This window comes from Hyphomonas oceanitis SCH89 (assembly GCF_000685295.1).
Classification (GTDB): domain Bacteria; phylum Pseudomonadota; class Alphaproteobacteria; order Caulobacterales; family Hyphomonadaceae; genus Hyphomonas; species Hyphomonas oceanitis.
Window position 1 is genome coordinate 1 of sequence record NZ_ARYL01000002.1, and the last position, 22307, is coordinate 22307.

Consider the following 22307-nt stretch of genomic DNA (forward strand, 5'->3'; position numbering starts at 1 on the left):
TTTCGCAGCCTGAAGCCGTGCCCCCTCCGACCGCTGCGCGGCCACCTCCCCCGCTTGCGGGGGAGGATAAGAAAAGGCCCGCGCTGCACACGCTCTATATCTCGCCGCTGAAGGCGCTGGCGGTGGATGTGCAGAGGAATCTCATGGCGCCGGTGGGCGACATGGGGCTGGATATAAGGATCGAGACACGCACGGGCGACACGCCGTCCCATGTGCGCCAGCGGCAGCGGCGCAACCCGCCGGACGTGCTGCTGACGACGCCGGAGCAGCTGGCGCTTTTCATTGCGTCTGACCATGCGAAGGACTTCTTTGCCGACCTCAAATGCGTGATTATTGATGAGGTGCACGCGATGGCCGCGTCGAAGCGGGGGGACTTGCTGTCGCTTGGCCTGGCCACGCTGGCGGAATGGGCGCCGGCCTGCCGGTTCATCGGGCTCTCCGCGACAGTGAAGGAACCGGAGGAACTGGCGCGGTGGCTGGATGTGCGGCCTTCTCCCCTCCGTCAGCCGGCTGCGCCGTCTGCCACCTCCCCCGCAAGCGGGGGAGGAGAAGCGGGTGGTGTACGCATCATCCGTGCCGAGGGCGGCGTTTCGGCTGAGGTGGATATCCTTGTCTCGCGTGAGCGGATTCCGTGGTCGGGGCATTCGGGGCGGTTTGCCGTGCCGGAAGTGTATGAGGCCATCAAAGGCGCGAAGATGGCGCTGGTGTTCGTGAATACGCGCAGCCAGGCCGAGTTCATGTTCCAGGAGCTGTGGCGGGCGAATGAGGACGGGCTGCCGATTGCGCTGCACCATGGCTCGCTGGCCAGGGAGCAGCGTGTGCGCGTCGAGGCGGCGATGGCCGCCGGGCAGCTGAAGGCGGTGGTGTGTACGTCGACGCTCGATCTCGGCATTGACTGGGGCGAGGTGGACTTGGTGATCCAGATGGGCGCGCCGAAGGGCGCCGCGCGCCTGATCCAGCGGATCGGCCGGGCGAACCACCGGATGGACGAGGCAAGCCGGGCCGTGCTGGTGCCGACGAACCGGTTCGAGGTGCTGGAATGCCGTGCGGCGGAGGCGGCGGTCGAGGCGGGCGAGATTGATGGCGAGGGCTTGCGGCAGGGATCGCTCGACGTGCTGGCGCAGCATGTGATGGGCCGGGCCTGCGGCGACGGGTTCGACCTCGCGCCGCTCTATGATGAGATCATCCGCGCGGCGCCCTATGCCTGGCTCGACTGGGAGACGTTCGAGCGGATTGTCGATTTCGTGGCGAGCGGCGGCTATGCGCTGAAGACCTATGACCGGTTCCACCGGATCGTGCGGCGGCCCGACGGGCGCTGGGTGGCGCGTACACGGCAGGACGCGCAGCAGCACCGGATGAATGTCGGCGCGATTGTCGAGGCGGTGCAATTGTCGGTGCGGCTGGCAAGCTTTGTGGGGAAGGGGGAAGGCCCCCTCCGCCCTGCGGGCACCTCCCCCGCAGGCGAGGGAGGATCAGGCCGAACGGTGCGGGCGGGGCACAAGCTGGGGGAGGTGGAGGAATATTTCATCTCGACACTGGTGCCGGGCGACACGTTCCTGTTCGGCGGCGAAGTGCTGCGCCTGATCGGCGTCGAAGGGCTCGATGCGCTTGTGGTGCGGGCGGTAGGCGAGAAGCCGGCCATACCGAGTTACAATGGCGGGAAATTTCCGCTGACGACCTTTCTGGCCGAGCGGGTGCGCCAGATGATCCATGACCCGGCGCAATGGGACGCACTGCCGGGGCCCGTGCGCGAGTGGTTTGAAGTACAGGTGCGGCGCTCCAGCATTCCGCCGCCGGACCATTTGCTGGTGGAGACTTTCCCGCGCGGCGAGCGGCATTACATGGTCTGCTATCCGTTCGAGGGGCGCCTCGCGCACCAGACGCTGGGCATGCTGCTGACGCGGCGGCTGGAGCGGATGGGGGCAAAACCGCTGGGCTTCGTGGCGAGCGAATATGCGATGTCGGTCTGGGCGATGGAGGACATGTCTGGGCTGGACATGGGCGACTTGTTCCATCCGGACATGATGGGCGACGATCTGGAGGAGTGGCTGGACGAGAGCGCGCTGATGAAGCGGACCTTTGCGCACTGCGCGCAGATCTCCGGCCTGATCGCGCGCAACCTTCCGGGCAAGGAGAAGAATTCGCGGCAGGTGAGCTTTTCGTCGGACCTGATCTATGACGTGCTGCGCAGCCACGAGCCGGACCATATCTTGCTGCAGGCAGCGCGGCAGGATGCGGCGACAGGCCTGCTGGACGTGCGGCGCCTGTCGGACATGCTGGTCCGGATACGCGGCAAGATCGACCACAATGTGCTGGACCATATCAGCCCGTTTGCCGTGCCGGTCATGCTGGAGATCGGGCGGGAGCCGGTGTTCGGGGCCTCGGTGCAGGACGCGGTGTTGGGGGAGGCAGAGGCGGACCTGGTGCGGGACGCGATGCGGGATTAGCGGGGCACCCACCCGATTAACAAAGAGGCTCATCCTGAGCGAAGTCGAAGGATGCGCCTCGTGCGATGCAGACCGGAAGCCCGCGCCCGTCCTTCGACTTCGCTCAGGATGAGCGCTTGGGAGATGTGGATTCTGCGTTTGACCCGGTTCGCGATGCGGGCCATTTTCGGTGTCATGACGGCTCTCGCTGCGCGCCCCTCGGATACGATGCTGCACTTGGCCGGCGAGCTGCTGTTGCCGCTGCCGGAAGGCGCGCTGTGGTGGGCGGCGGAGCGCGTGCTGGTCGTGTCGGACCTGCACCTGGAAAAGGGCAGTGCCTATGCGGCGCGGGGGCAGATGCTGCCGCCCTATGATACCGGGGCGACGCTGAACCTGGTCGAGCGCCTCTGCGCGGCGCTGCGGCCGCGGACGGTGATTTCGCTGGGCGACAGTTTTCATGACCGGGCGGCCGAGCTGCGCCTGCCCGCTCCTTACGCGGCGCGGATACAGGCGCTGACCGGGGCGCATGACTGGGTCTGGGTGGAGGGCAACCATGACCCCGACCCGCCAGCGTATTTGGGCGGACGCGCGGCGAAAGTGTTGCGGATCGGCAGCCTTGTGTTCCGGCATGAGCCGACCGGCGCGGCGGGCGAGATTGCCGGCCACCTGCATCCGGCGGCCAAGGTGAAGGGGCGCGGGCGACTGGTGCGGCGGCGCTGTTTTGCCAGCGACGGGGCGCGGCTGGTGATGCCGGCCATGGGCACGTTCACCGGCGGGCTGAATGTGCTGGACGCGGCCTTCGCGCCGCTCTTCCCGGAAGGCCTGATGGCCTTTGCGCTGGGCGGCGAGCGCGTATTTGCGGTGTCAGCCAAAAGCCTTGTGCCGGATGTGGCCGCAAGCCGCTGGCGGCTTTAGCCTTCGGTCTGCGCATTCTTGGCGCGGGAGAGGAGGGCGCCGCAGGGGGCGTCTTTGCCGCTGCCGGTTTCGATGAAGGGGAGGGCGGCGAGCGGGCCGGCGACCTGCGCGAGGACGACAGCGAGGCCAACTTGCAGCACGGCCTTGCCGTTCAGCGGATTGACGCTTGGCTTGCGCAGCGTGCCGCCGAGGGAGACATTGCCGACCAGCGTGCCCCATGAGGCATCCTTGGCGTCAGAGCGTATCTTGATGTCGAGCGCTTCGGTCTCGAAATCGACATCGCCTTTCATGACGATGAGGCTGTCTTCGGTGTCGAGTACGGCCGGGTTCAGCGTGCCGATGCCCTTGTTGATGTCCATGACGACGGCGAGGCAGCGGGCGGGAGTGAAGACCGGATCGGCCTTGTCTTCCGAGGCGAGGAGGACGAGCGCCTCGCCGATATCGAGCCCGAGCGCCTCGCTGCCGAGGGCGAGGACCTGCGTATCCGTCGACCAGATCGAGAGGCTGCCATTGGCGCGGCCGAACGCGTCGCGCAGGCGGTTGCCGGACATGTCGGCCTTGAACTCGCCATCGACATTGCCGCGCGCGATCTTGTCCAGCGACAGGCTGGCGAGGGCGACATGGTCGAGCGAGCCGACGACATTGGTTTGGGCCGGCTGCTGCGTGCCGTCGATCGTGGCATAGGCGGTGATCGTGCCTTCATTGAAGGCAAAACGGGCAAGTTTGGCCTTCACGACACGGCCCGTGATGGTGAAATCGAGTTCGACGCCGGTGAGGTCGAGCGTGGAATTGATTACCGTGTCAGCGACATAATGCACCTGGCCATCAACGGCATCGAGGCGGGCAAAGTCGATCTCGATATTGGGGATGAGGCGGCTGTCGCGCTGATAGGCTTCCTTGGCCTGGCGCTGCGCCTTGCCCACCGTCTCGCCATTGCCGGTGCCGAAGGGGAGGGCGAAGATGACGCCGAGGTCGTCAAAATCCAGCTGGTTGGATTTGATGTCGGCGGTGATGTAGGGCGTCTCCTTGTCGAGATCGACGAGGATGGAACCCGCAAGGTCGCTGTCGCCGACCGTGCCGGCAATATCATCGAGGTCATAGGCGCCGGGCTTGATGGCGAGCTGGGCGGTGAGATTGTAGGGCGGCGTATCGGGCGCGGCGAGGCCGACGAAGCGGGCGATATCAGCCATGTTGTCGCCCTTGATGCGGACGCGGCCACCGAGCGTGCTGCCGCCGGAGGCCTTGGCGCTGCCTTCGAAACGGACTTCGGAATCGGCGCCCGTAGCGTGGAGCGTGACGTTACCGTTCTGGACTGAGCCCTCGGCGGAGACCAGCTTCAGCGTGCGCTCGGGCTTCTCCGGATTGAAGGCGAGATCGATATTGGCGAGGTCGATATAGTCGACCCATTTGCGCAGGTCGGGGCGCGCGCTGTCCTTGCTATCGTCTGACCCGGCGAGGCTGATGCGGCCGTCGCGGGCGCTGACTTCGGAGAGCCATGGAATGCCGGGCAGGAAGCCGAACACGTTGGCAGAGAGCGCTCCGGTTTTGACTTCGGCCAGCTGGGGCACGTCAGCGCCGGAAAGGACAAGCGTGCTGAGGGCGGGGAAGCGCAAGTGTGCGGAGGCGACCCTGGCGCCGTCTGGCCCCCAGGCGTTGAGGGCCCGGTTGACCACGGGGGTGGCGAAACGCGGCTGCGTCATGGCCAGCAGGAAGGCCAGGACGAGCACGGCGAGCGTGAGCAGCGCGGCGCAGATATAGAACGCGGTTCGCTCAAGCGAACTGAGGCCGGAAAGGGATTTCATTTTGCCGTAACGTGCTGAAACCACTTTGGTTCATTGCGATGCGTGGCGGACTTGACGATAGGATTATATACCCATTATACAGGGCGTCGGACAGAACAGGGCCATTTGCCATGCAGCACCGGGATATCTGGCGGGGAATCGACCAGTTGGCCGCGCATCACGGCCTGTCGGCCTCGGGCCTTGCCAGGCGGGCGGGGCTGGACCCGACAGCGTTCAACCCCTCCAAACGCGAAGGCGCCGATGGCCGTCCGCGCTGGCCCTCGACCGAGAGCCTGGCGCGCGTGCTGGAAGCGGTGGGCAGCGGGTTTGATGATTTCGCTGCCATGTTGGAAGGGCGACGCGGGGGCCTCGCGCCGCTGATCGGCTTTGCGCAGGCGGGGCGGGACGGCTTTTTTGACGATGGTGGTTTTCCGGTCGGCGCGGGCTGGGAAGAGGTGCGGTTTCCGGGGCTCGGCGATGAAGCGGTCTATGCGCTGCAGATCAGCGGGGATTCCATGGAGCCGGCCTATCGCGCAGGCGACCGGATCATCGTCGCGCCGGGCGCCGAGGTGAAGCCGGGCGACCGGGTGGTGGCCAAGACGACCGGCGGCGAAGTGATGGCCAAAGTGCTGGAGCGGCGCAATACGCGCGTTGTGGATCTCGCCTCCCTGAACCCGGACTATCCGGTGCGCAGCTTCAAGCCGAACGAGATCGCCTGGATCGCGCGGATATTGTGGGCGAGCCAGTAGGGGCGATGACAGGCGCGATGGAGGCATTTGAAGAGACGGGCCGGTTCTGGGTTCGGGATGCCTTGTCGGAAACGGAACTCGCCCTGCTGGATGAAGCTTGCCGCGTTGAGGCGAGGCCAGGTGTCCGGCTGAAATGGTCTGATGCCCTGCGTGTGGCGCTGGGGCAGGAGAGTTCGATCGGGCGGCTTTGTGAAAGTGTTCTGCCGCGCGCGAAGCCCGTACGGCTCGTGGCCTTTGACAAGTCGGCGGACGCGAATTGGGGCGTGCCCTGGCATCAGGACCGGGTCATTGCCGTGCGCGCGCGCCATGATCTGGAAGGCTATGGCGCGTGGGTAAAAAAGGACGGCTTCTGGCATTGCGAGCCGCCGATCAGCATACTGCAATCCATGTTCTTTGTCCGTGTTCATCTCGATGCTGCGGACAGCCATAATGGTTGCCTCGAAATTGCGGAGGGCACACATACATTGGGACGCATCGCGTCAGATCAGGCAAAGGATATTGCGATGACCTCACCCGTCGAGATTTGCGAGGCAAGTCGGGGAGACCTTCTGTTCGTGAAGGCGCTGGCATTGCATCGGTCGTCATCCTCATCGGTCGCGTCAGGCGGGCATCGCCGCGCCCTGAGGATCGACTATTCAAGCGAGGAATTGCCCTTTCCATTGGAGTGGGTGAGCCATTGAGGTCAGCCTCCTAAGGAGGATGAGGGGTGGCGTGCGTCGCTGCGGGCGCTTGTGTTTGAGGGTGATCCTGTGACCCCTCACCCCCGGCCCCTCTCCCGAGGGAGAGGGGAGGGCTACCAGTAGGTCTCCATGATCTCTTTTGACCAGCCGGGTTCGCGCAGGGTGCCCCTGGGCTGGAAGCCGGACATGACGGGTTTGATGTCGAGGACGGGGGTGCCGTCGATGGCGTCGAGGCCCTTGAGGTGGAGCACTGTGCCGTCGACGGAGAGGATTTCGCAGACCGTGGCGCCGAGCCGGTTGGGGCGGTTCTTGCCGCGCTGGGCGAAGATGCCGATTTTCGGCCAGTCCGTATTTCCGCGCGGGTGGCGCGCGCCGGTGACGATCTTTGCGTCCGGCACCTGATCGAACAGGAAGATCACTTCGGCATGGGAGAAGGTTTCGAGGCCCATCAGCGCTTCTAAGTCGAAGACGGACGTGTCGAGTTCAATCCGGGCGGGAACGCTGTCCCAGTCATCATCGATCGCTTCGGTCCGGTCGCAGCGGACATGCCCGACGGGACTCATGAGAAACGGGTCTGACATGCGAGTATCTCCTGTGGTGAGACCGCAAAATACACATTCAGGGCGAAAAAGCGATTTCGCAGATGCGGCACATTCTGTGCTTGCCCTTAAGTCAAACTGGCGTCACAAACCGCCCCATGGATTGGGGTAAGCTCAGATCATTTCACGCGGCGGCCGAAGCGGGCAGCCTGACATCTGCGGGCGAACGGCTCGGGATATCGCAGTCGGCTGTCTCGCGTCAGATTGCGGCGCTGGAGGAGGCGCTGGGCGTCTCGCTGTTCCAGCGGCATGCGCGCGGCCTGGTGATGACCGATAGCGGCCATACGCTGTATCGCTCGACGATGGAGATGGCGGCAGCGGCCACATCGGCCAATGCAGCGCTGAAGGACCAGCAGGATACGCCGCAGGGCGAGCTGATCGTGTCGGCGCCGGTGGCGTTCGGGTCGACCTGGCTGGTGCCACGGCTTGGCGGGTTCACGCGCAAGCATCCGGACCTGCATCTCGACCTGCGACTCGACGATAATGACTATGACCTGCTGAAACTGGAGGCCGAATGCGCCATCCGGCTATGGGCGGCGGACAAGGCCGACCTGATCCAGCGCAAGCTCGGTACGGTGGCGACGAACCTCTATGCTTCGCCGGAATACCTGAAGCAGAACGGCATGCCGCGCACGCCGCAGGACCTCGATAATCATCGTATCATCGCTTATGGCGACGAAAGTTCGTTGCTGAACGTGATGAGCTTTGCCTGCCGGGTGGGCCGTGATGACAGCCCGCCGCGCCCGGCCTCGCTGAAGCTGAATAATGTGTTTGCCATGCTGCGGGCGGTGGATGCCGGGCTCGGGATTGCCGATGTGCCGGACTATATGGCCAGCACAATGCCGCGCCTTATCAAGGTGTTGCCGGAGCATGTCGGGCCGATCTTCGACCTCTACTTCGTCTATCCGAGTGACTTGCGCCGGTCGAAGCGTGTGGCGGCCTTCCGTGACTTTGTGACGGCCGAAACGGAGGCCTTGCGCCGTCCGTCCATGCATCAAGGCTAGTTTGAACGTTTGATGAATTGCATTTGTGCATGGGTGACCTGCTGTCATGCAGGTTGTGCTGCAGCTGCGAAGCTTTATCTATGGGTCATGCCTTGGGCCCCGGGCATTTCCCAATCTCCTCCGATTGGGCGTTTCCTCCCCCCTTCGGGGCCCAATACTCATCAGCCCGGCGCGTTCATTCGCTGCCGGGCTTTTTTTTATTGCGCGCACGCCAAGGGCGCCCATCGCGGCGCGGCAGGCTGTCCAAAAAGGAAAAATGCATTCGTTTGTTTTCACTCTACCTGAGTGGGAAAGGCGCTGTGCGACCGTTATGCCGCTAGCCCGGCGGAGCGGTGGCCTTGTACTGGGCGGCGGCATTGGTGAATTCGAGGGCGTCGCGCAGGTCTTCCTCGAGCCCGTGACGGGCGAGACGGGGGACATAGGCGAAATTGAAGGGCACGGGGCGCGGGCTGCCTTTTGCAGCGCGTCGGGCGAGGAAGCGCGCGAGGCGCTTGGCGTGATGGTCCGGGTCGCCGAGGACCATGCTGAGCGCGATGAGGCGGTCTCTGAGTTTAGCGGCGGTTGGCGGGGCGCTGGGGCGTGCAGGCGGTTTGGGCGGCGCGGGCGGGCCGTCGAGATAGCGGATGCGGGGGCCGGTGGGTCTGGGCCCACGTGTGGGGGCCTCCGTCAGGCGGAACAGTATTTTCCGACTATCCCGGCGAAGGCCGGGATCTCTTGCGGTGGGCGCTGGGACCGAACTTGATGAGGCCCCGGCTTTCGCCGGGGACATGGATATTAGATCGGGTGCCAAGAGATAGAGGAGGCGTCTTGCGAGGGCTTCGGCGGGTTTGAGGATGGCAAGGATTTTTGCGGCGACGCCTTTCGGCAGGATCGCGTCGGCGACGGGGCCGAGCAGGTCGACGGCCATGAGCACCACGCGATCAAGCCGCGCCCAGCCTTCGGGCGCCACGATCTCCATGTCCTGTTCATCGAGCGGAAACATGGGGTGATTGTAGGCATGGTTTTGGAGGGGGCGGATAAGGGACGGGCTATCCGACACTTGCCGCGCCACAAAAAAGGGGCTCCGCGTGGGAGCCCCTCAGGGATCGAATTCCTTGAAACCTGCTGGCGTGCCTAGAGGTTGGCGCGCAGCATCCAAGCGGTTTTTTCGGAAATGTCGGCGCGGCGGGTCATCAGGTCGACCGTCACGATATCATTGTTTTCCTCGGCAACCTTGAGGCCGATCTTGGCGGCGCGGCTGATCGCTTCATGGCCTTTGACGAGGTTCGAGATCATGGCTTCGGCGTCCGGTACGCCATTGTCCGGCTTGATCGTGGCTTCTTCCAGCATTTCTGCCGACGAGCCCGGCGCGAAATGGCCAAGGGCGCGGATGCGTTCGGCGATCTCGTCGAGGGCGGTCCAGAGCTCGGTATACTGGGTCATGAACATGGTGTGCAGCGAGTTGAAGCGCGGGCCGGTGACGTTCCAGTGATAGCCGTGCGTCTTCACGTAAAGGGCATAGGTTTCGCCGAGCAGGACGCTGAGCGCCTGGGCGGAAGACTGGCGGGCCTTGTCGTTCATTCCGATATCGATGGGCATGGTCTAATTCCTTTGACGTTGCGTATATAGACCCGAAATGGGGTCGAACCCGCATCATGCCAATCTATTTAGCGCTTGAGAGATATAGAGATATTCAATAGCATTTGCGCAGAATGGTGGACGCTGATGCAACAATTGTTAGTGAGCAGGCACTGATTTGTCTGTATGCTTGCAACTGAAATGCAGGCGTATGACGATCATGCGTATCGTCATGATTTGCTGGAGATCCATGCCCCTATCCGCTGCCAATACGTTTTCCACCAAAACCTGGCTGATAACGCCCGACCTTCTGGGTGTACTGAACAGTGACGGCTACTTCCGGGGGACAAATCCTGCCTGGGAGGCCACGCTCGGGTACAAGCCGGAAGATATCGAGAGAAACCAGTTCCTCGATTTCATTCATCCCGATGACCTCGCCCGGACGCAGGAGGCCTTTGTCGCGATACAGAAGGGCCTGCCGGTCCTGAATTTCGAGAACAGGTATCGCCATAAGAATGGCACCTATCGCTGGCTCTCATGGAATTGCGTGCCGGACGATGGGCTGTTCTATTGCAGCGCGCGCGATGTGACGCAGCATCACGAGGATCTGTCTGCCCTATCCAATAAGGAAGAAGAGGCGCGGTTCCGGGAACAGTTCATTGCCGTGCTGGGGCACGATCTGCGTAACCCGCTCAGCGCCGTCTCTTCGGCCATCCGGATCGCGTCACGTGAGGCGCAGACGGACCGTGCGCTGCAGGTTCTTGAGGCCGCGAATGGGTCGATTGAGCGCATGGCGGGCCTGATCAATGACCTAATGGACTTTGCGCGGGCCCGGCTGGGCAGCGGCATATCGCTTGACCTCGTGCCACACCCTGCGCTCGCCGAGGCCCTACACCAGGCTGTCGGCGAAATCCGGATCTCGCACCCGCAGGCGATGATCGAGGAGACCTATAATTTTGCGGAAGGCCTCAACTGTGAAGCCAGCCGGTTGCAGCAATTGATGTCGAATCTGGTGGCAAATGCCCTGACCCATGGTGATCCGGGCAAGCCGATCCAGGTGCAGGCCGTGGACGAGGAGGGGGACTTTGTCCTGACCGTGACCAATGCCGGGGGAGAGATCCCGGACAATGTCATGGCGAATCTCTTCAAACCTTTCGTGCGCGGAGATATGCGTGCTTCACAGCAAGGGTTGGGCCTTGGCCTTTTCATCGCCAAAGCCATCGCCAACGCCCATGGCGGGCGCCTCAGCGTCGTGTCCGACGCCGACCATACGACGTTTGAATTCCGGATGCCGCGGAAAGCCTGAACCGCGCCTATTTCAGGGCGGCGCAGAAGCGTTCGATGCGGATAAGCGCTTGGGTCAAGGCTTCGGTCGATGTCGCGTAGGAGACGCGGAAGGCCGGGGACATGCCGAAGGCGGCGCCAAAGACGACAGCGACCTTTTCGGTTTCCAGAAGCTCCGTGGCGAAATCTTCGTCATTCTCGATGACCTTGCCGGACGGGGCCGTCTTGCCGATGACGCCCGCGCAGGACGGATAGACATAGAAGGCGCCTTCAGGCGTCGGGCAGTGCAGGCCTTCGCATTTGTTGAGTCCGGCAACAACCATGTCGCGGCGTTCCTGATAGACCTTGCGGCGCGGCTCAAGGAAGTCCTGCGGGCCGTTCAGGGCTTCGATGGCGGCATACTGGCTGATCGAGGAGGGGTTGGACGTGGTCTGGCTGATGACCTTGCCCATGGCCTTGATCAGTTTTTCCGGGCCTGCGGCATAGCCGATGCGCCAGCCGGTCATGGCATAGGCCTTGGAGACGCCGTTCATGGTCAGCGTGCGGTCGTAAAGGGCAGGCTCGACCTGGGCGATGGTCCAGTATTCGAAGCCGTCATAGACCAGGTGTTCGTACATGTCGTCGGTGAGGATCCAGACCTGCGGATGGCGCAGGAGCACGTCGGCGAGGCCGCGCAGCTCGGCCTTCGTATAGGCCGCGCCGGTGGGGTTCGATGGCGAGTTCAGGATGATCCAGCGGGTGCGCGGCGTGATGGCTGCTTCGAGCGCATCCGGCGTCAGCTTGTACTGCGTGTTCGGTCCGCACGGGGCGATGACGGGCTCGCCGCCGGCCATCAGCACCATTTCAGGGTAGGAGACCCAGTAGGGGGCGGGCACGATGACTTCGTCACCGGGGTTCAGCGTGGCCACGAGCGCGTTATAGATCACCGGCTTGCCGCCCGGCGCGACATGCACCTGGGATGGCTTGTAGGTCAGGCCGTTCTCGCGGAGGAATTTGCCGCAGATGGCTTGTTTCAGCTCGGGCAGGCCGTCGGCGGGCGTGTACTTGGTCTTGCCCTCGCGGATCGCCCTGATGGCGGCTTCCTTGATATTGTCCGGCGTGTCGAAATCGGGCTCTCCGGCGCCGAGGCCAATGACGTCATGCCCGGCGCTCTTGAGTTCAGCGGCCTTTGTGGTGACGGCGATCGTGGCGGACGGCTTGACGCGTTCGAGGGCGTCGGCGAGGCGGATTTCAGCGGACATTATGTAAATCCCGAGGTGCGGATTGGGGGTTGGGCGAATGGCCTGTGCCTTAGGACGCATGGACGTTTGCGGCAAGCTTTTCCCGAATCTGCGGCCATGCGGCTGCGGGACGCAGGCCTGTGCCACGCGGGGCGGGTCTGACGCGCGATTATGCCAATTGGCTGAATTTCATCGGATTTCTTTATCGGTTTTTCAACCATACCTGCGATGCTGGAAGATCAGGATCCGGTAAACAGACCGGGACCGATGGAGGACTGCTGAGGCCATGGTCTCATCGAACGATGTTTTACCCTTCGAGGAAATATGGGATCTGATCGTGCGCGAGACGCGGCACGGAGCGCACGATATGTATATCTGGCTCGAGCGCCTCAGCGATATGCAGCGCCTGATGGGACTGGTCGTGTTCGCGCTGATCTTGCTGATCCTGGCCTTCCGTCCGCATCAACTGGCAAAACGGAAGAAGAAGAGCGAGAAGAAGCAGGGCAGTGAGTTCTTCTATGCGGTTGTGATCGTGATGATCTTTGCTTTCGGCATTGGCTGGGGCTTTGATAGCGGGCTCGATGTCGAGCAACTGATGCGCGATCTGTTCTAGGCCTCGCAAGCAGCGCCCGCAGGCGCTATCTAGGGAGCCATGGAATCGCAGGAGAATGACGCAACTACGCTTCGCGGCGTCGACGTCATCAAGGACAATCTGAAACGGCTGCCCGGGCGCCCCGGCGTCTATCGCATGTTCGGCGATGGCGGCGAGGTCCTGTATGTGGGCAAGGCGCGCGACCTGAAGGCGCGCGTGTCGAACTATGCGCGCCTTGGCGGGCATACGCAGCGGATTGCGCGGATGATCCTGCTGACGCGGCGAATGGAATTCGTTGTCACCGAGAGTGAGACCGAGGCCCTGCTGCTGGAAGCGAGCCTGATCAAGAGCCTGAAGCCGCGCTTCAATGTGCTGCTGCGCGACGACAAGTCGTTTCCCTATATCCTGATCCGGCGCAATCATGAGGCGCCGCAGATCAAGAAGTATCGTGGTACCAAGCATAATGAGGGCGACTATTTCGGGCCGTTCGCGAGCGCCGGGGCGGTCATGCAGACGCTGGACACGCTGCAGAAGGCCTTCCTGCTGCGCACCTGTGAGGACAGTGTGTTCAATGCGCGCACGCGGCCCTGCATGCTGCACCAGATCAAGCGCTGTTCGGCGCCCTGCGTGGGGCTGATCTCGAAAGAGGATTATACCGAGCTGGCCGATGAGGCGGCAGACTTCCTGCGCGGGAAGGGGGCCGACCTACAGAAGCGGCTGGCCGAAGAAATGGACGTGGCCGCAGAGGCGATGGAGTTCGAGACCGCGGCACGCCTGCGTGACCGGATCCGCGCGCTGGCGCATGTGCGCGCGACGCAGGACGTGAACCCGGACGGGCTGGAAGAGGCTGACATCTTTGCCATCGCGATGGAGGGCGGGGTCTCGTGTGTGCAGGTGTTCTTCATCCGGGCCGGGCAGAACTGGGGCGCGACGGCGCACTATCCGCGTCATGACAGTGACCAGACGGTGGGCGAAGTGCTCGCCGCCTTCCTGGTGCAATTCTATGACAAGCGCCCGCCGCCGAAACTGATCCTCGTCAACGAGATGCCGGACCAGGCGAGCCTGATCGGCGAGGCACTGGAACTGAAAGCGGACCGGAAAATCGAGATCCGCCGGCCGGAGCGCGGCTCGAAGCGGGACCTGGTCACACAGGCCGAGCGCAATGCGACCGAGGCCGTGACGCGCAAGCTGGCCGAGACGGCGAGCCAGGCGCGGCTGCTGGACGAGGTGCAGAAACTGTTCGAGCTGGAGACGCTGCCCCAGCGCATCGAGATTTACGATAACTCGCACATCCAGGGCACGAATGCCGTGGGCGGCATGGTTGTCGCCGGGCCGGACGGGTTCATGAAGACCGCCTATCGCAAGTTCAACATCAAGGACACGGATATCGAGCCGGGCGATGATTACGGCATGATGCGCGAAGTGATGCGGCGTCGCTTTGCGCGCGGCCTGAAGGAGAAGGCGGTCGGTAATGACCGCAACTGGCCGGACCTTGTGCTGATCGATGGCGGGCTTGGGCAGCTGAACGCCGTGCTGGAGGCGCTGGCCGGATTGGGCCTCGGGCCCGATGACGTGAACCTTGTGTCTATTGCCAAAGGCGTCGACCGCAATGCCGGGCGCGAGCAGTTTTTCCGGCCGGGCAGGGCGCCGTTCAAGCTGCCGGAGACGGCCCCTGTGCTCTATTACCTGCAACGATTGCGCGACGAGGCGCACCGCTGGGCGATTGGCGCGCACAGGGCGAAGCGGTCGGCGGATATTGCGCGCTCACCGCTCGACGAGATCGAGGGCATCGGCCCGGCGCGCAAGAAGGCGCTGTTGCAGTATTTCGGTTCGGCGCGCGGGGTGTCACGGGCGAAAGTGGCGGACCTGATGGCGGTCGAAGGCGTCAACGAGGCGCTGGCCGAGCGCATCTATGGGCATTTCCATAGCGGCTGAGGCCTATTCCTTTGGCTGATTTTGCGCGCGGACAGCAAGCGCCATGAGGTAGCTTTCCATAAGCAGCACGAGTTCGTCTTCCAGGGAGGCTGACTGGAGACCAAGTCCCGGCTCGGCAATCGCTGCGCGCAGGAGGCAGACCACGGCATGGGTGAGGATGAAGGCTGACTCGGGCCGGTTGATAAAGCTCAGCTCTGGGTGGCTTTGCATGATGTCGCTGAAAGCTTTGCTGTGATCGATAATGGCCGCTTCACCGTGTACGCGGAACAGGGCATCGCTGAGCACGATACGGGTTTCGGCCGATCCCTGTACGCCGTGCATCAATGCGCGGACGACCTTGCGTATGCCGTCGGGCTCGGACGGGTCATGCATGATTTCGTGTATGCGCTCTCCGATGCCATCGGATTGACGCTTTCCCAGCGAGGCCAATATCGCATCCCGATCACTGAAATACTGGTAGAGTGTACCAATGCTGACACCTGCGCGCTCGGCGATGTGGTTTGTGGTGAGCTTGCTGAGGCCTTCCGTCTCAAGAATGTGAAGCGTCGCCTCGAGAATGGCATCAACCGTCGCTTGAGCGCGGGCCTGCTTTGGATTTCTTCTCGTTTTTTCAGTCACTTATATTTTCCCTCTGCCCTCTCCGCCCCGTATCAACCGATGCGAGTAGAAAACATGAGGATTACTTACATATATAAGTGAGGCTGCCAAGTGAGCAGCGAGAGGGATTGAATCATGCCTGAAGGTCACGCATCCATCCACGACCGCATTGCGCACCAAAAGGCTGCATTGCCCGCCATGTATGGGGATGTCGATTTCTCCGTACTGCCTGAGCGCTATACCGAAGATGTCTCGGTCAGTTCGATTGCCTCCTATGCAGACAAGTTCCCGACGCCGCCGGCCGACATGGTGGACCGCGTACGGGCCTATACGATGCTGGGCGATGTGACGGCGGATGCCTATGCCGCGCTGATGGGCGAATATGGCTTCAAGAAGCTGGTCGACATGCTGCAGACCGCTTGTGACAAGGGCATTGAGGCGGTGCCGGATGCGCCGCCGGAACTGGTGGCCCTGATCGCCGAGATGGAGACCAAGCCAGACTGGCTGAACATGGACCTGGTGCGCGAGGGCGCGCGGCTGAACCGGCTGCCAATGGCCGTGGCCGCGCCGTGGATGATCCGGGGCTCGTTCCTCGCGACATTCCTGAACAAGTATACTGCCTTGCCAATGGCGCTGACCGGGACACTGAGCGGCACGACGGCGGCGCGGCGCGTCAACGAGACGGCGACCTTCTTTACCGTGACGACCCTGCCGGGGGCGATGGAGCCGCATGGCGAGGGCTTCAAGGCCGCCGCCATGGTGCGCCTGATGCACTCGATGGTGCGGTTCAATGTGCTGCGGCGCGTGAAGGGATGGGATGTGTCCGTCTATGGTATCCCGATCCCGCAGGTGGACCAGATGCCTGCGGGCCTGATCGACGTGTTCCTGCTGGCCTACCAGATGGTGGCCGAAGGGCGCACGGAATTTACGGCAGAAGAGCGTGCGCGGGTCGAGTTCAGCCGCTATCGCTGTTACCTGCTGGGCCTGCCGGAAGACCTGCTGATGGACACGCCGCAGGGGATTATCGACATCATGAATGCGCGCGGCGGATCGATCCGCGACGGGTTTGACGATGCGACCTGCGGGGCGCTCGTGCGGGCGACGCTGGCGGCCTATATGCCGCCGGACAAATCATTCGGTAGCCGCGTGTTCGATGCCATCGAGAAACGGTTCTCGCGGATCGTGTTCATTCAGCAATTCCTGGGCGGGGACCGGAAGGCAGCCGCCGACATGGGCGTACCGGTCAGCAACCTCGACTATGCGGTTGCAGCGGTGATGGGGACCGGGATTGCGCTGAAGATGGCGGCCTACAAGCTGGCCCTGGCGACGCCGGGCCTGAAAGGGCTCGCCGACCGGCGACTGACGGGCAAGATACGCAAACTGCTGGCGCGCTATGGCCATGCCGAATTCACGACAGATGCGGGGGCCTATCGGCCTGCGACACCGGCTGGCGCGGCGCACAGTCACTGATGGAGCTCACGGACCGCCCCCTTACGGTCCTCTGAGCTCTTGCGGGGGCGGCGGGACTGGTCTCACTCCCAGTCCCGCTTGCTGGCGGCGCGGGTCATGTTTTATTGCGCTGAAACTGCAATGGCGCCTGCAGGTGGGAAATTATTTCATATTCAAGTTGTTGTCGCGCTGATCCAGTTGCGCCCGCGCGGCGTAAATTGTTTCAATAACAATAAAGAATACCCAAGGCGAATTGTCGTGTGCCTTCCACTCCGCATCGCCGGAAGGGAGAGACACGATGAGACCCGGCAAAGGCTCAAAACTGCCTGGTAAGCACTGCATGCGTCCCCATCCAGCTTACCAGGCGCCACGCCCCGCCGTCTGGCGGGGTGTGGCACTTCATTTTGCTGGCCTGATGACGGCCCTGATCCTGACAATTGGCTCAATTATCGCTTAGGCGCGGCCAAGTCGCGCAGACGCGTCATTAATGGTTTGCCCTGATAATGGGCGCATCGCTTCCGGCGGACCTCACTTTGGGCAGGCCGAAGCGCGTGGCGGCGCTTTTGCAGGCGCACTATTGCAGGTTGAAGCGAATGCGGTCACATTAGTGTCATGAAACCTACTGAGTTCAGTCTCAAGCGCGAATTGGCCGCCCTGGTGACAGGGTCGTGGCTGCGGCCGCCTGTGGCGCAGCAGGTGGCTGCGCTGTGCTGGCGCCGGGCAGGTGAGGGACATGAAGTGCTGCTGGTGACGACGCGCGGGCGCGGCCAGTGGATGCTGCCGAAGGGCTGGCCGAAAGAGAGCAAGCCGGATGCCGAGATGGCGGCGGTCGAAGCGTATGAAGAAGCCGGTGTGCGCGGCGCGGTGGATGCCTCGCCCGTGGGCAGCTTTCATTACGAGAAGCGGATTGGCGCCGGAACGGTGATGGAGTGCGAGGCGACCGTCTATGCGCTGGAAGTAAGCGAACATGTGAGCCAATTCCCGGAAGCAGGTCAGCGTGAGTTGGGATGGTTCTCGCCCGGCGAGGCGGCGGTGAAAGTGGACTATCCGGAGTTGAGTGCGCTGCTGACGCGGTTTGCGCCCTGAGGGCAGGGGTCACAGTCCCAGAAATTCGTCCTGAAATCTGAACGCGAATCCTGTATCCGGCCTGCAAGGCGTGCTACCGCGCGGCCAAGCAAGACGGAAACAAGAGCCAACATGCCCCAATCCAGCGGAATGAAGCCGACCCTCGACAAGGACCTTTCAAAGGTCGGGCAGATCGAGCAGGCCTCACATTCGGTCTCACGCTCCCTTCTGATGCCGGGACTGGCGCTGGTGTTCATCGCGCTCTGCGCGCTGGTGGTCAGCAGCATTATCCATGACACGCCGGGATCAGTCGTCATTGTCATGGCCGCCGCGATCGGGGCCTATATGGCGCTGAATATCGGCGCCAATGACGTGGCCAACAATGTCGGCCCGGCTGTGGGGTCGAAAGCGCTGTCGATGATGGGCGCACTGGCGATTGCGGCGATCTGCGAAAGCGCGGGCGCGCTGATTGCCGGGGGCGATGTGGTCGGCACGGTTTCCAAAGGGATTATCGACCCGGCCGGCCTGTCGGATGCCAACACGTTCATCCTGCTCATGATGTCGGCTTTGATCGCGGCGGCGCTGTGGATCAATATCGCGACCGTGTTCGGCGCCCCGGTTTCGACGACGCACTCGATTGTCGGCGGTGTGGCCGGGGCAGGGATCGCGGCGGCAGGCGTTGCGGCGGTGAACTGGCCGACCATGGGGCAGATTGCGGCAAGCTGGGTGATCTCGCCGCTGCTGGGCGGCATCATTGCGGCCTGTTTCCTCGCCTTTATCAAGACGGCGATCATCTATCAGGACGACAAGATTGCGGCAGCGCGGCGCTGGGTGCCACTGCTGGTCGCGGTGATGGCAGGGGCGTTCTCGACCTATCTGGCGACCAAGGGCCTGAAGCACCTGATCGAGATTACGCTCCCGCAGGCCTGCCTGATCGGCCTTGGCATGGCCGTGCTGACCTGGCTCGTCTCAAGCCCGCTGATCAAGCGCCAGTCGCGCGGGATGGAAAACCGCAACAAGTCGCTCAGGGAATTGTTCAAGCTGCCGCTGATCTTCTCGGCGGCGCTGCTCTCGTTCGCGCACGGGGCCAATGATGTCGCCAATGCGATCGGGCCGCTGGCCGCGATCGTGTCGACGGCGCAGTCAGGCGCAGTGGCGGCCAAGGTTGGCATCCCGCTCTGGGTGATGGCGATCGGCGCACTGGGCATTTCGTTCGGCCTCATCATGTTCGGGCCGAAACTTATCCGTATGGTGGGCGACCAGATTACCAAGCTCAACCCGATGCGCGCCTTCTGTGTGGCCCTGTCGGCAGCGATCACTGTGATCGTCGCCTCGGCGCTCGGCCTGCCGGTCAGCTCGACGCATATCGCGGTGGGCGCCGTGTTCGGCGTCGGCTTCTTTCGCGAATGGTATACGGCCAATTCGAGACGGCGGCGCGAATATATTGCCCGCAACCCGCGCAACCCCGACCGCGACGAACCTGTTGGCGGCGACCAGCCGCGCTATCGCCGTCTCGTTCGGCGCCATCATTTCATGACGATCATCGCGGCCTGGGTTATTACCGTGCCAGCGGCTGGTGGCCTGTCCGCCGCGATCTTCCTCGTGTTCGAGATGCTCGGCTGAAAGTCGCTTTCTACCGGACGGACGCCGTGTTTCCGCAAGCTCGCAACCCCCGGGGGACATGGATGGATTCTGTCTAAAACAGTTCACGCGAGTATTACGCGAGTGTCATGAAGCGCCGTTAACGGATCGCCCCGAGGGTCAATTATCCAAGGGTCAACTCCATGTCATTCCGTTCCATAATCCTGCTCGGCGCGAGCCTTTCCATTCTTGCCGGCCATGTCGGCGCACAGGAGCAGCCCGTCGAAGATGATCGTGTGCTCGACACCGTCATCGTTCAGGGCAGCCAGCTTTCCCGCCAGAAGGGCATCGAGGAAAAGCGCGACGCGCTATCGGTGATCGATGCGCTCGGCGTCGACGAACTCGGCCAGCTACCTGACAAGAATGTGGGCGAAAGCCTCAACCGGATTGCGGGCGTCTCGATGCTGGTTGAGAAGGGCGAGGGGCGCTACGTCCAGATCCGCGGCATCAATCCGTCGCTCAACAATGTGACGATCAATGGCGCCAGCCTCGGGTCGCCCGAGACGGAAGGCGGCGGGCGCAATGCGCCGCTCGACATCATTGCCGGCGGCGTGCTGGGCTCGGTGCAGGTGATCAAGGCGCTGACGCCGGATCTCGACGGCCAGGGCATTGGCGGCACGGTGAATGTCGACACGAAATCGCCATTCGACAAGGATGAGACTCTCTGGGGCTATGCCACGGGCCGCTATGGCTTCGAGGAAATCGAGCCTGATGACCGCGCCGTTGGCGGCTCCAATCCCTATGCGCTGGACGGCACGCTGGCCGGGCAGAATGACGCGGGCACGTTCGGCTGGCTGCTGGCTGGCTCGTGGACGGACCGGGAATATATCGCGCCCGGCTATTATGCCGACGACTGGGCGGTCAATGATGCGGACACGGCGAGCGGCTCGGTCGGCGGCGTGGCGCCGGTGAACGTGAAAAACAATTATTACGTGATCGGCCGTGAACGGCTGAACCTGAACGGCACGGTGGAATTCCGCCCGGACGACAACACGAAATATTTCGCCCGCGCCTTCTTTGCGACCTGGGACGAGTTGCAGCACCGCAACCGCTATGAGCAGAATTTCGACACGGGCATTGTGTTCGACACGCCGACATCGGGTACGTCGGGCGCCAACCGGATTGCCGCCAACCTGCGCAATGAAGAAACGACCAAGGAAATCTTCACGCTGGCGGCGGGCGGCGAGAATGTCGTTGATGCCCTGACCTTCAATTACGAAGTGCAGATGAACCAGAACCAGATCGACGAGGACTATGACTTCTGGGAGTGGCGCTCGGGCAAGATCTTCGGGCCGAATACGTGGAATCTGAACGGCGACGGCATTGTCACCATCACGCCGGATGCCGATACGCCTGACCGCCAGGATGCCTCGCTGATCGATTTCCGCCGTGCGCGCTTCCAAAACAGCCATATGGACGAGGACGGCCTGTCGGGCCAGTTCGACGTGCGCTGGGACCGGGATACGGACACCTGGTTCAAGGCCGGCGTCAAGGCACGCCAGGTCGACCGCGCGTGGGATTACAGCCTCTCGCGGTATGATGATGCGGGCGCAGGCCTGACCCTCGGCACGTCGGATGCGTTCACCCGGGGCGCCTTCACCAATTGCAACGAGATCATGTGCGCGCCGAACATCTTCATGGACTATGAGGCGATGAACGCCTTCCTCGCGGATCCGGCCAATGCGGCCTATTTCGAACGCAACACGAGCGATGGATTCATCAGCGAGTATGCCAGCGACTATGACATCACCGAGACCGTTCTGGCTGGTTATGTCATGGGCGTGCGCCAGGTCGGGCCGGTCCAGCTGATTGCCGGTGTGCGCGTGGAGGCGACCGATGTGGACTCCTCCGGCTACCTGCTCGAAGGCGAAACGGCCGTGCGGGTGTCGGATGGCGGCGACTACCTGACCGTGCTGCCGGACGTGCTGGCGAACTGGGACGTGACCGATACGCTGAAACTGCGCGGATCGATCACGCGGGCGCTGGGACGGCCGGATTATGACGCCATCGCGCCGCGCTCCTCCTATGGCGAGGAAGCGGGCATTGCCAATCTCTCGATCGGCAATCCGGACCTCAAGGCCCGCGTCTCGTGGAACTATGACATTTCGGCGGAATGGTATCCGAACGCGCTGACAATGCTGTCGGCGGCCGTGTTCTACAAGGACATTTCCGACGACCTGGTCGGCCTGTCGGAACAGTTCACCACGCAGGCCGAGATTGCGGCCGAACTCGCGCGGCGCGGCCTCAGCGGTGCGGTCGATCCGGCCGACATCACGCAGAGCCTGAATGTCTCCACGACGGTGAATGCCGGGTCGAGCACGCTGAAGGGGCTTGAACTGATTGCGCAGACGCAGTTCGACAATTTCCTGCCGGATTACCTCGCCGGGTTTGGCGTGTCGGCAAGCGCGACCTTCCTGGATGGCGAGACGGAAGTGGATGGCGAGACACTGCCGCTGCTGAACCAGGCCGAGCAGACCTATGCCTTCTCCGCCTTCTACCAGAATCACGGGTTCGATGCCTCGGTCAGCTATGCCTATAATGGCAGCTTCCTGACGGATGTTGATCTCAACAATAGCGACAATGATCTCGACCAGGGCGAGTTCGGCCGGTGGGATGCGCGGCTGTCATATGAAGTGCGCGACAATCTCAAGCTGTTCATTGAAGGCGTGAACCTGAACAATGAACCGACCACGGAATTCCAGGGCCGGGACGAGACACGGATCACCGAATACGAATATGTCGGCAGCACGGTCTATCTCGGCTTTAGCTACGGCTTCTAGGTCGGGACTGTTTTACCAATCGGGTGCCAGCCC

Annotated in this window: 18 protein-coding genes; 12 read left to right on the forward strand and 6 right to left on the reverse strand. The window is 62.9% G+C overall.

Annotation, left to right across the window (positions count from 1 at the left end; all coding sequences use genetic code 11):
• Both HOC_RS01490 and pdeM read left to right on the forward strand, forming a co-directional pair.
• A partial coding sequence (locus tag HOC_RS01490) for a ligase-associated DNA damage response DEXH box helicase (protein ID WP_156950337.1) occupies positions 1–2447 on the forward strand: 2447 nt, incomplete at its 5' end.
• Between the two features lie 123 nt (positions 2448–2570).
• Positions 2571–3341: a ligase-associated DNA damage response endonuclease PdeM gene (gene pdeM / locus HOC_RS01495; protein ID WP_241766850.1), complete on the forward strand. Its 771-nt coding sequence runs from the start codon at positions 2571–2573 to the stop codon at positions 3339–3341.
• Here the strand turns inward: pdeM and HOC_RS01500 are convergent.
• Complete coding sequence (locus HOC_RS01500; RefSeq protein ID WP_051624418.1) at positions 3338–5143, reverse strand: AsmA family protein; 1806 nt, start codon at positions 5141–5143, stop codon at positions 3338–3340. The genes pdeM and HOC_RS01500 overlap by 4 nt on opposite strands.
• Before the next feature lie 110 nt (positions 5144–5253).
• On the opposite strand from HOC_RS01500, the gene HOC_RS01505 reads away from it, so the two are divergent.
• Together HOC_RS01505 and HOC_RS01510 are read left to right on the forward strand one after the other, a co-directional pair.
• Positions 5254–5871 carry a S24 family peptidase gene (locus HOC_RS01505; protein WP_035535274.1) on the forward strand — a complete coding sequence of 206 codons (618 nt, stop codon included), beginning with the start codon at positions 5254–5256 and terminating at the stop codon, positions 5869–5871.
• A 5-nt stretch (positions 5872–5876) separates the two neighbouring features.
• Complete coding sequence (locus HOC_RS01510) at positions 5877–6551, forward strand: phytanoyl-CoA dioxygenase family protein (protein WP_051624419.1); 675 nt, start codon at positions 5877–5879, stop codon at positions 6549–6551.
• Positions 6552–6664: 113 nt separating this feature from the next.
• Here the strand turns inward: HOC_RS01510 and HOC_RS01515 are convergent, their stop codons facing one another.
• Positions 6665–7132, reverse strand: a complete 468-nt coding sequence (locus tag HOC_RS01515) for an SAM-dependent methyltransferase (RefSeq protein WP_035535276.1) — start codon at positions 7130–7132, stop codon at positions 6665–6667.
• Between the two features lie 116 nt (positions 7133–7248).
• On the opposite strand from HOC_RS01515, the gene HOC_RS01520 reads away from it, so the two are divergent.
• A complete protein-coding gene (locus tag HOC_RS01520; RefSeq protein WP_035535279.1) occupies positions 7249–8154 on the forward strand; it encodes a LysR family transcriptional regulator in 906 nt (301 codons plus the stop codon).
• 316 nt (positions 8155–8470) lie between these two features.
• Here the strand turns inward: HOC_RS01520 and HOC_RS01525 are convergent, their stop codons facing one another.
• Entirely contained in the window at positions 8471–9136 is a 666-nt protein-coding gene (locus HOC_RS01525) for a hypothetical protein (RefSeq protein WP_035535281.1), read from the reverse strand.
• 131 nt (positions 9137–9267) lie between these two features.
• Positions 9268–9732: a Dps family protein gene (locus HOC_RS01530; protein WP_035535284.1), complete on the reverse strand. Its 465-nt coding sequence runs from the start codon at positions 9730–9732 to the stop codon at positions 9268–9270.
• Between the two features lie 229 nt (positions 9733–9961).
• On the opposite strand from HOC_RS01530, the gene HOC_RS01535 reads away from it, so the two are divergent.
• Complete coding sequence (locus HOC_RS01535; RefSeq protein WP_035535716.1) at positions 9962–11017, forward strand: PAS domain-containing sensor histidine kinase; 1056 nt, start codon at positions 9962–9964, stop codon at positions 11015–11017.
• Between the two features lie 7 nt (positions 11018–11024).
• On the opposite strand, the gene HOC_RS01540 is transcribed toward HOC_RS01535, so the two are convergent.
• Positions 11025–12236 carry a pyridoxal phosphate-dependent aminotransferase gene (locus tag HOC_RS01540; RefSeq protein WP_035535287.1) on the reverse strand — a complete coding sequence of 404 codons (1212 nt, stop codon included), beginning with the start codon at positions 12234–12236 and terminating at the stop codon, positions 11025–11027.
• 265 nt (positions 12237–12501) lie between these two features.
• Here HOC_RS01540 and HOC_RS01545 point away from each other — a divergent pair, with 265 nt between their 5' ends.
• Complete coding sequence (locus HOC_RS01545; RefSeq protein ID WP_035535289.1) at positions 12502–12828, forward strand: hypothetical protein; 327 nt, start codon at positions 12502–12504, stop codon at positions 12826–12828.
• Positions 12829–12867: 39 nt separating this feature from the next.
• Positions 12868–14742: an excinuclease ABC subunit UvrC gene (gene uvrC / locus HOC_RS01550; RefSeq protein WP_035535292.1), complete on the forward strand. Its 1875-nt coding sequence runs from the start codon at positions 12868–12870 to the stop codon at positions 14740–14742.
• Positions 14743–14745: 3 nt separating this feature from the next.
• On the opposite strand, the gene HOC_RS01555 is transcribed toward uvrC, so the two are convergent.
• A complete protein-coding gene (locus HOC_RS01555) occupies positions 14746–15360 on the reverse strand; it encodes a TetR/AcrR family transcriptional regulator (RefSeq protein WP_035535296.1) in 615 nt (204 codons plus the stop codon).
• A 114-nt stretch (positions 15361–15474) separates the two neighbouring features.
• Here HOC_RS01555 and HOC_RS01560 point away from each other — a divergent pair, with 114 nt between their 5' ends.
• The 4 genes from HOC_RS01560 (at position 15475) to HOC_RS01580 (ending at position 22274) form a co-directional block, all read left to right on the forward strand.
• The gene (locus HOC_RS01560) at positions 15475–16809 is read left to right on the forward strand and encodes an oxygenase MpaB family protein (RefSeq protein ID WP_035535298.1); all 1335 of its coding nucleotides are present in this window, start codon (positions 15475–15477) and stop codon (positions 16807–16809) included.
• Positions 16810–17400: 591 nt separating this feature from the next.
• Positions 17401–17874, forward strand: coding sequence for an NUDIX hydrolase (locus HOC_RS01570; protein ID WP_051624420.1), 474 nt, complete (start codon positions 17401–17403; stop codon positions 17872–17874).
• 111 nt (positions 17875–17985) lie between these two features.
• On the forward strand, positions 17986–19476 hold the full coding sequence (locus HOC_RS01575) for an inorganic phosphate transporter (protein ID WP_035535303.1): 1491 nt from the start codon (positions 17986–17988) through the stop codon (positions 19474–19476).
• A gap of 161 nt (positions 19477–19637) precedes the next feature.
• Complete coding sequence (locus tag HOC_RS01580) at positions 19638–22274, forward strand: TonB-dependent receptor (protein ID WP_035535306.1); 2637 nt, start codon at positions 19638–19640, stop codon at positions 22272–22274.
• Positions 22275–22307: the final 33 nt, after the last annotated feature.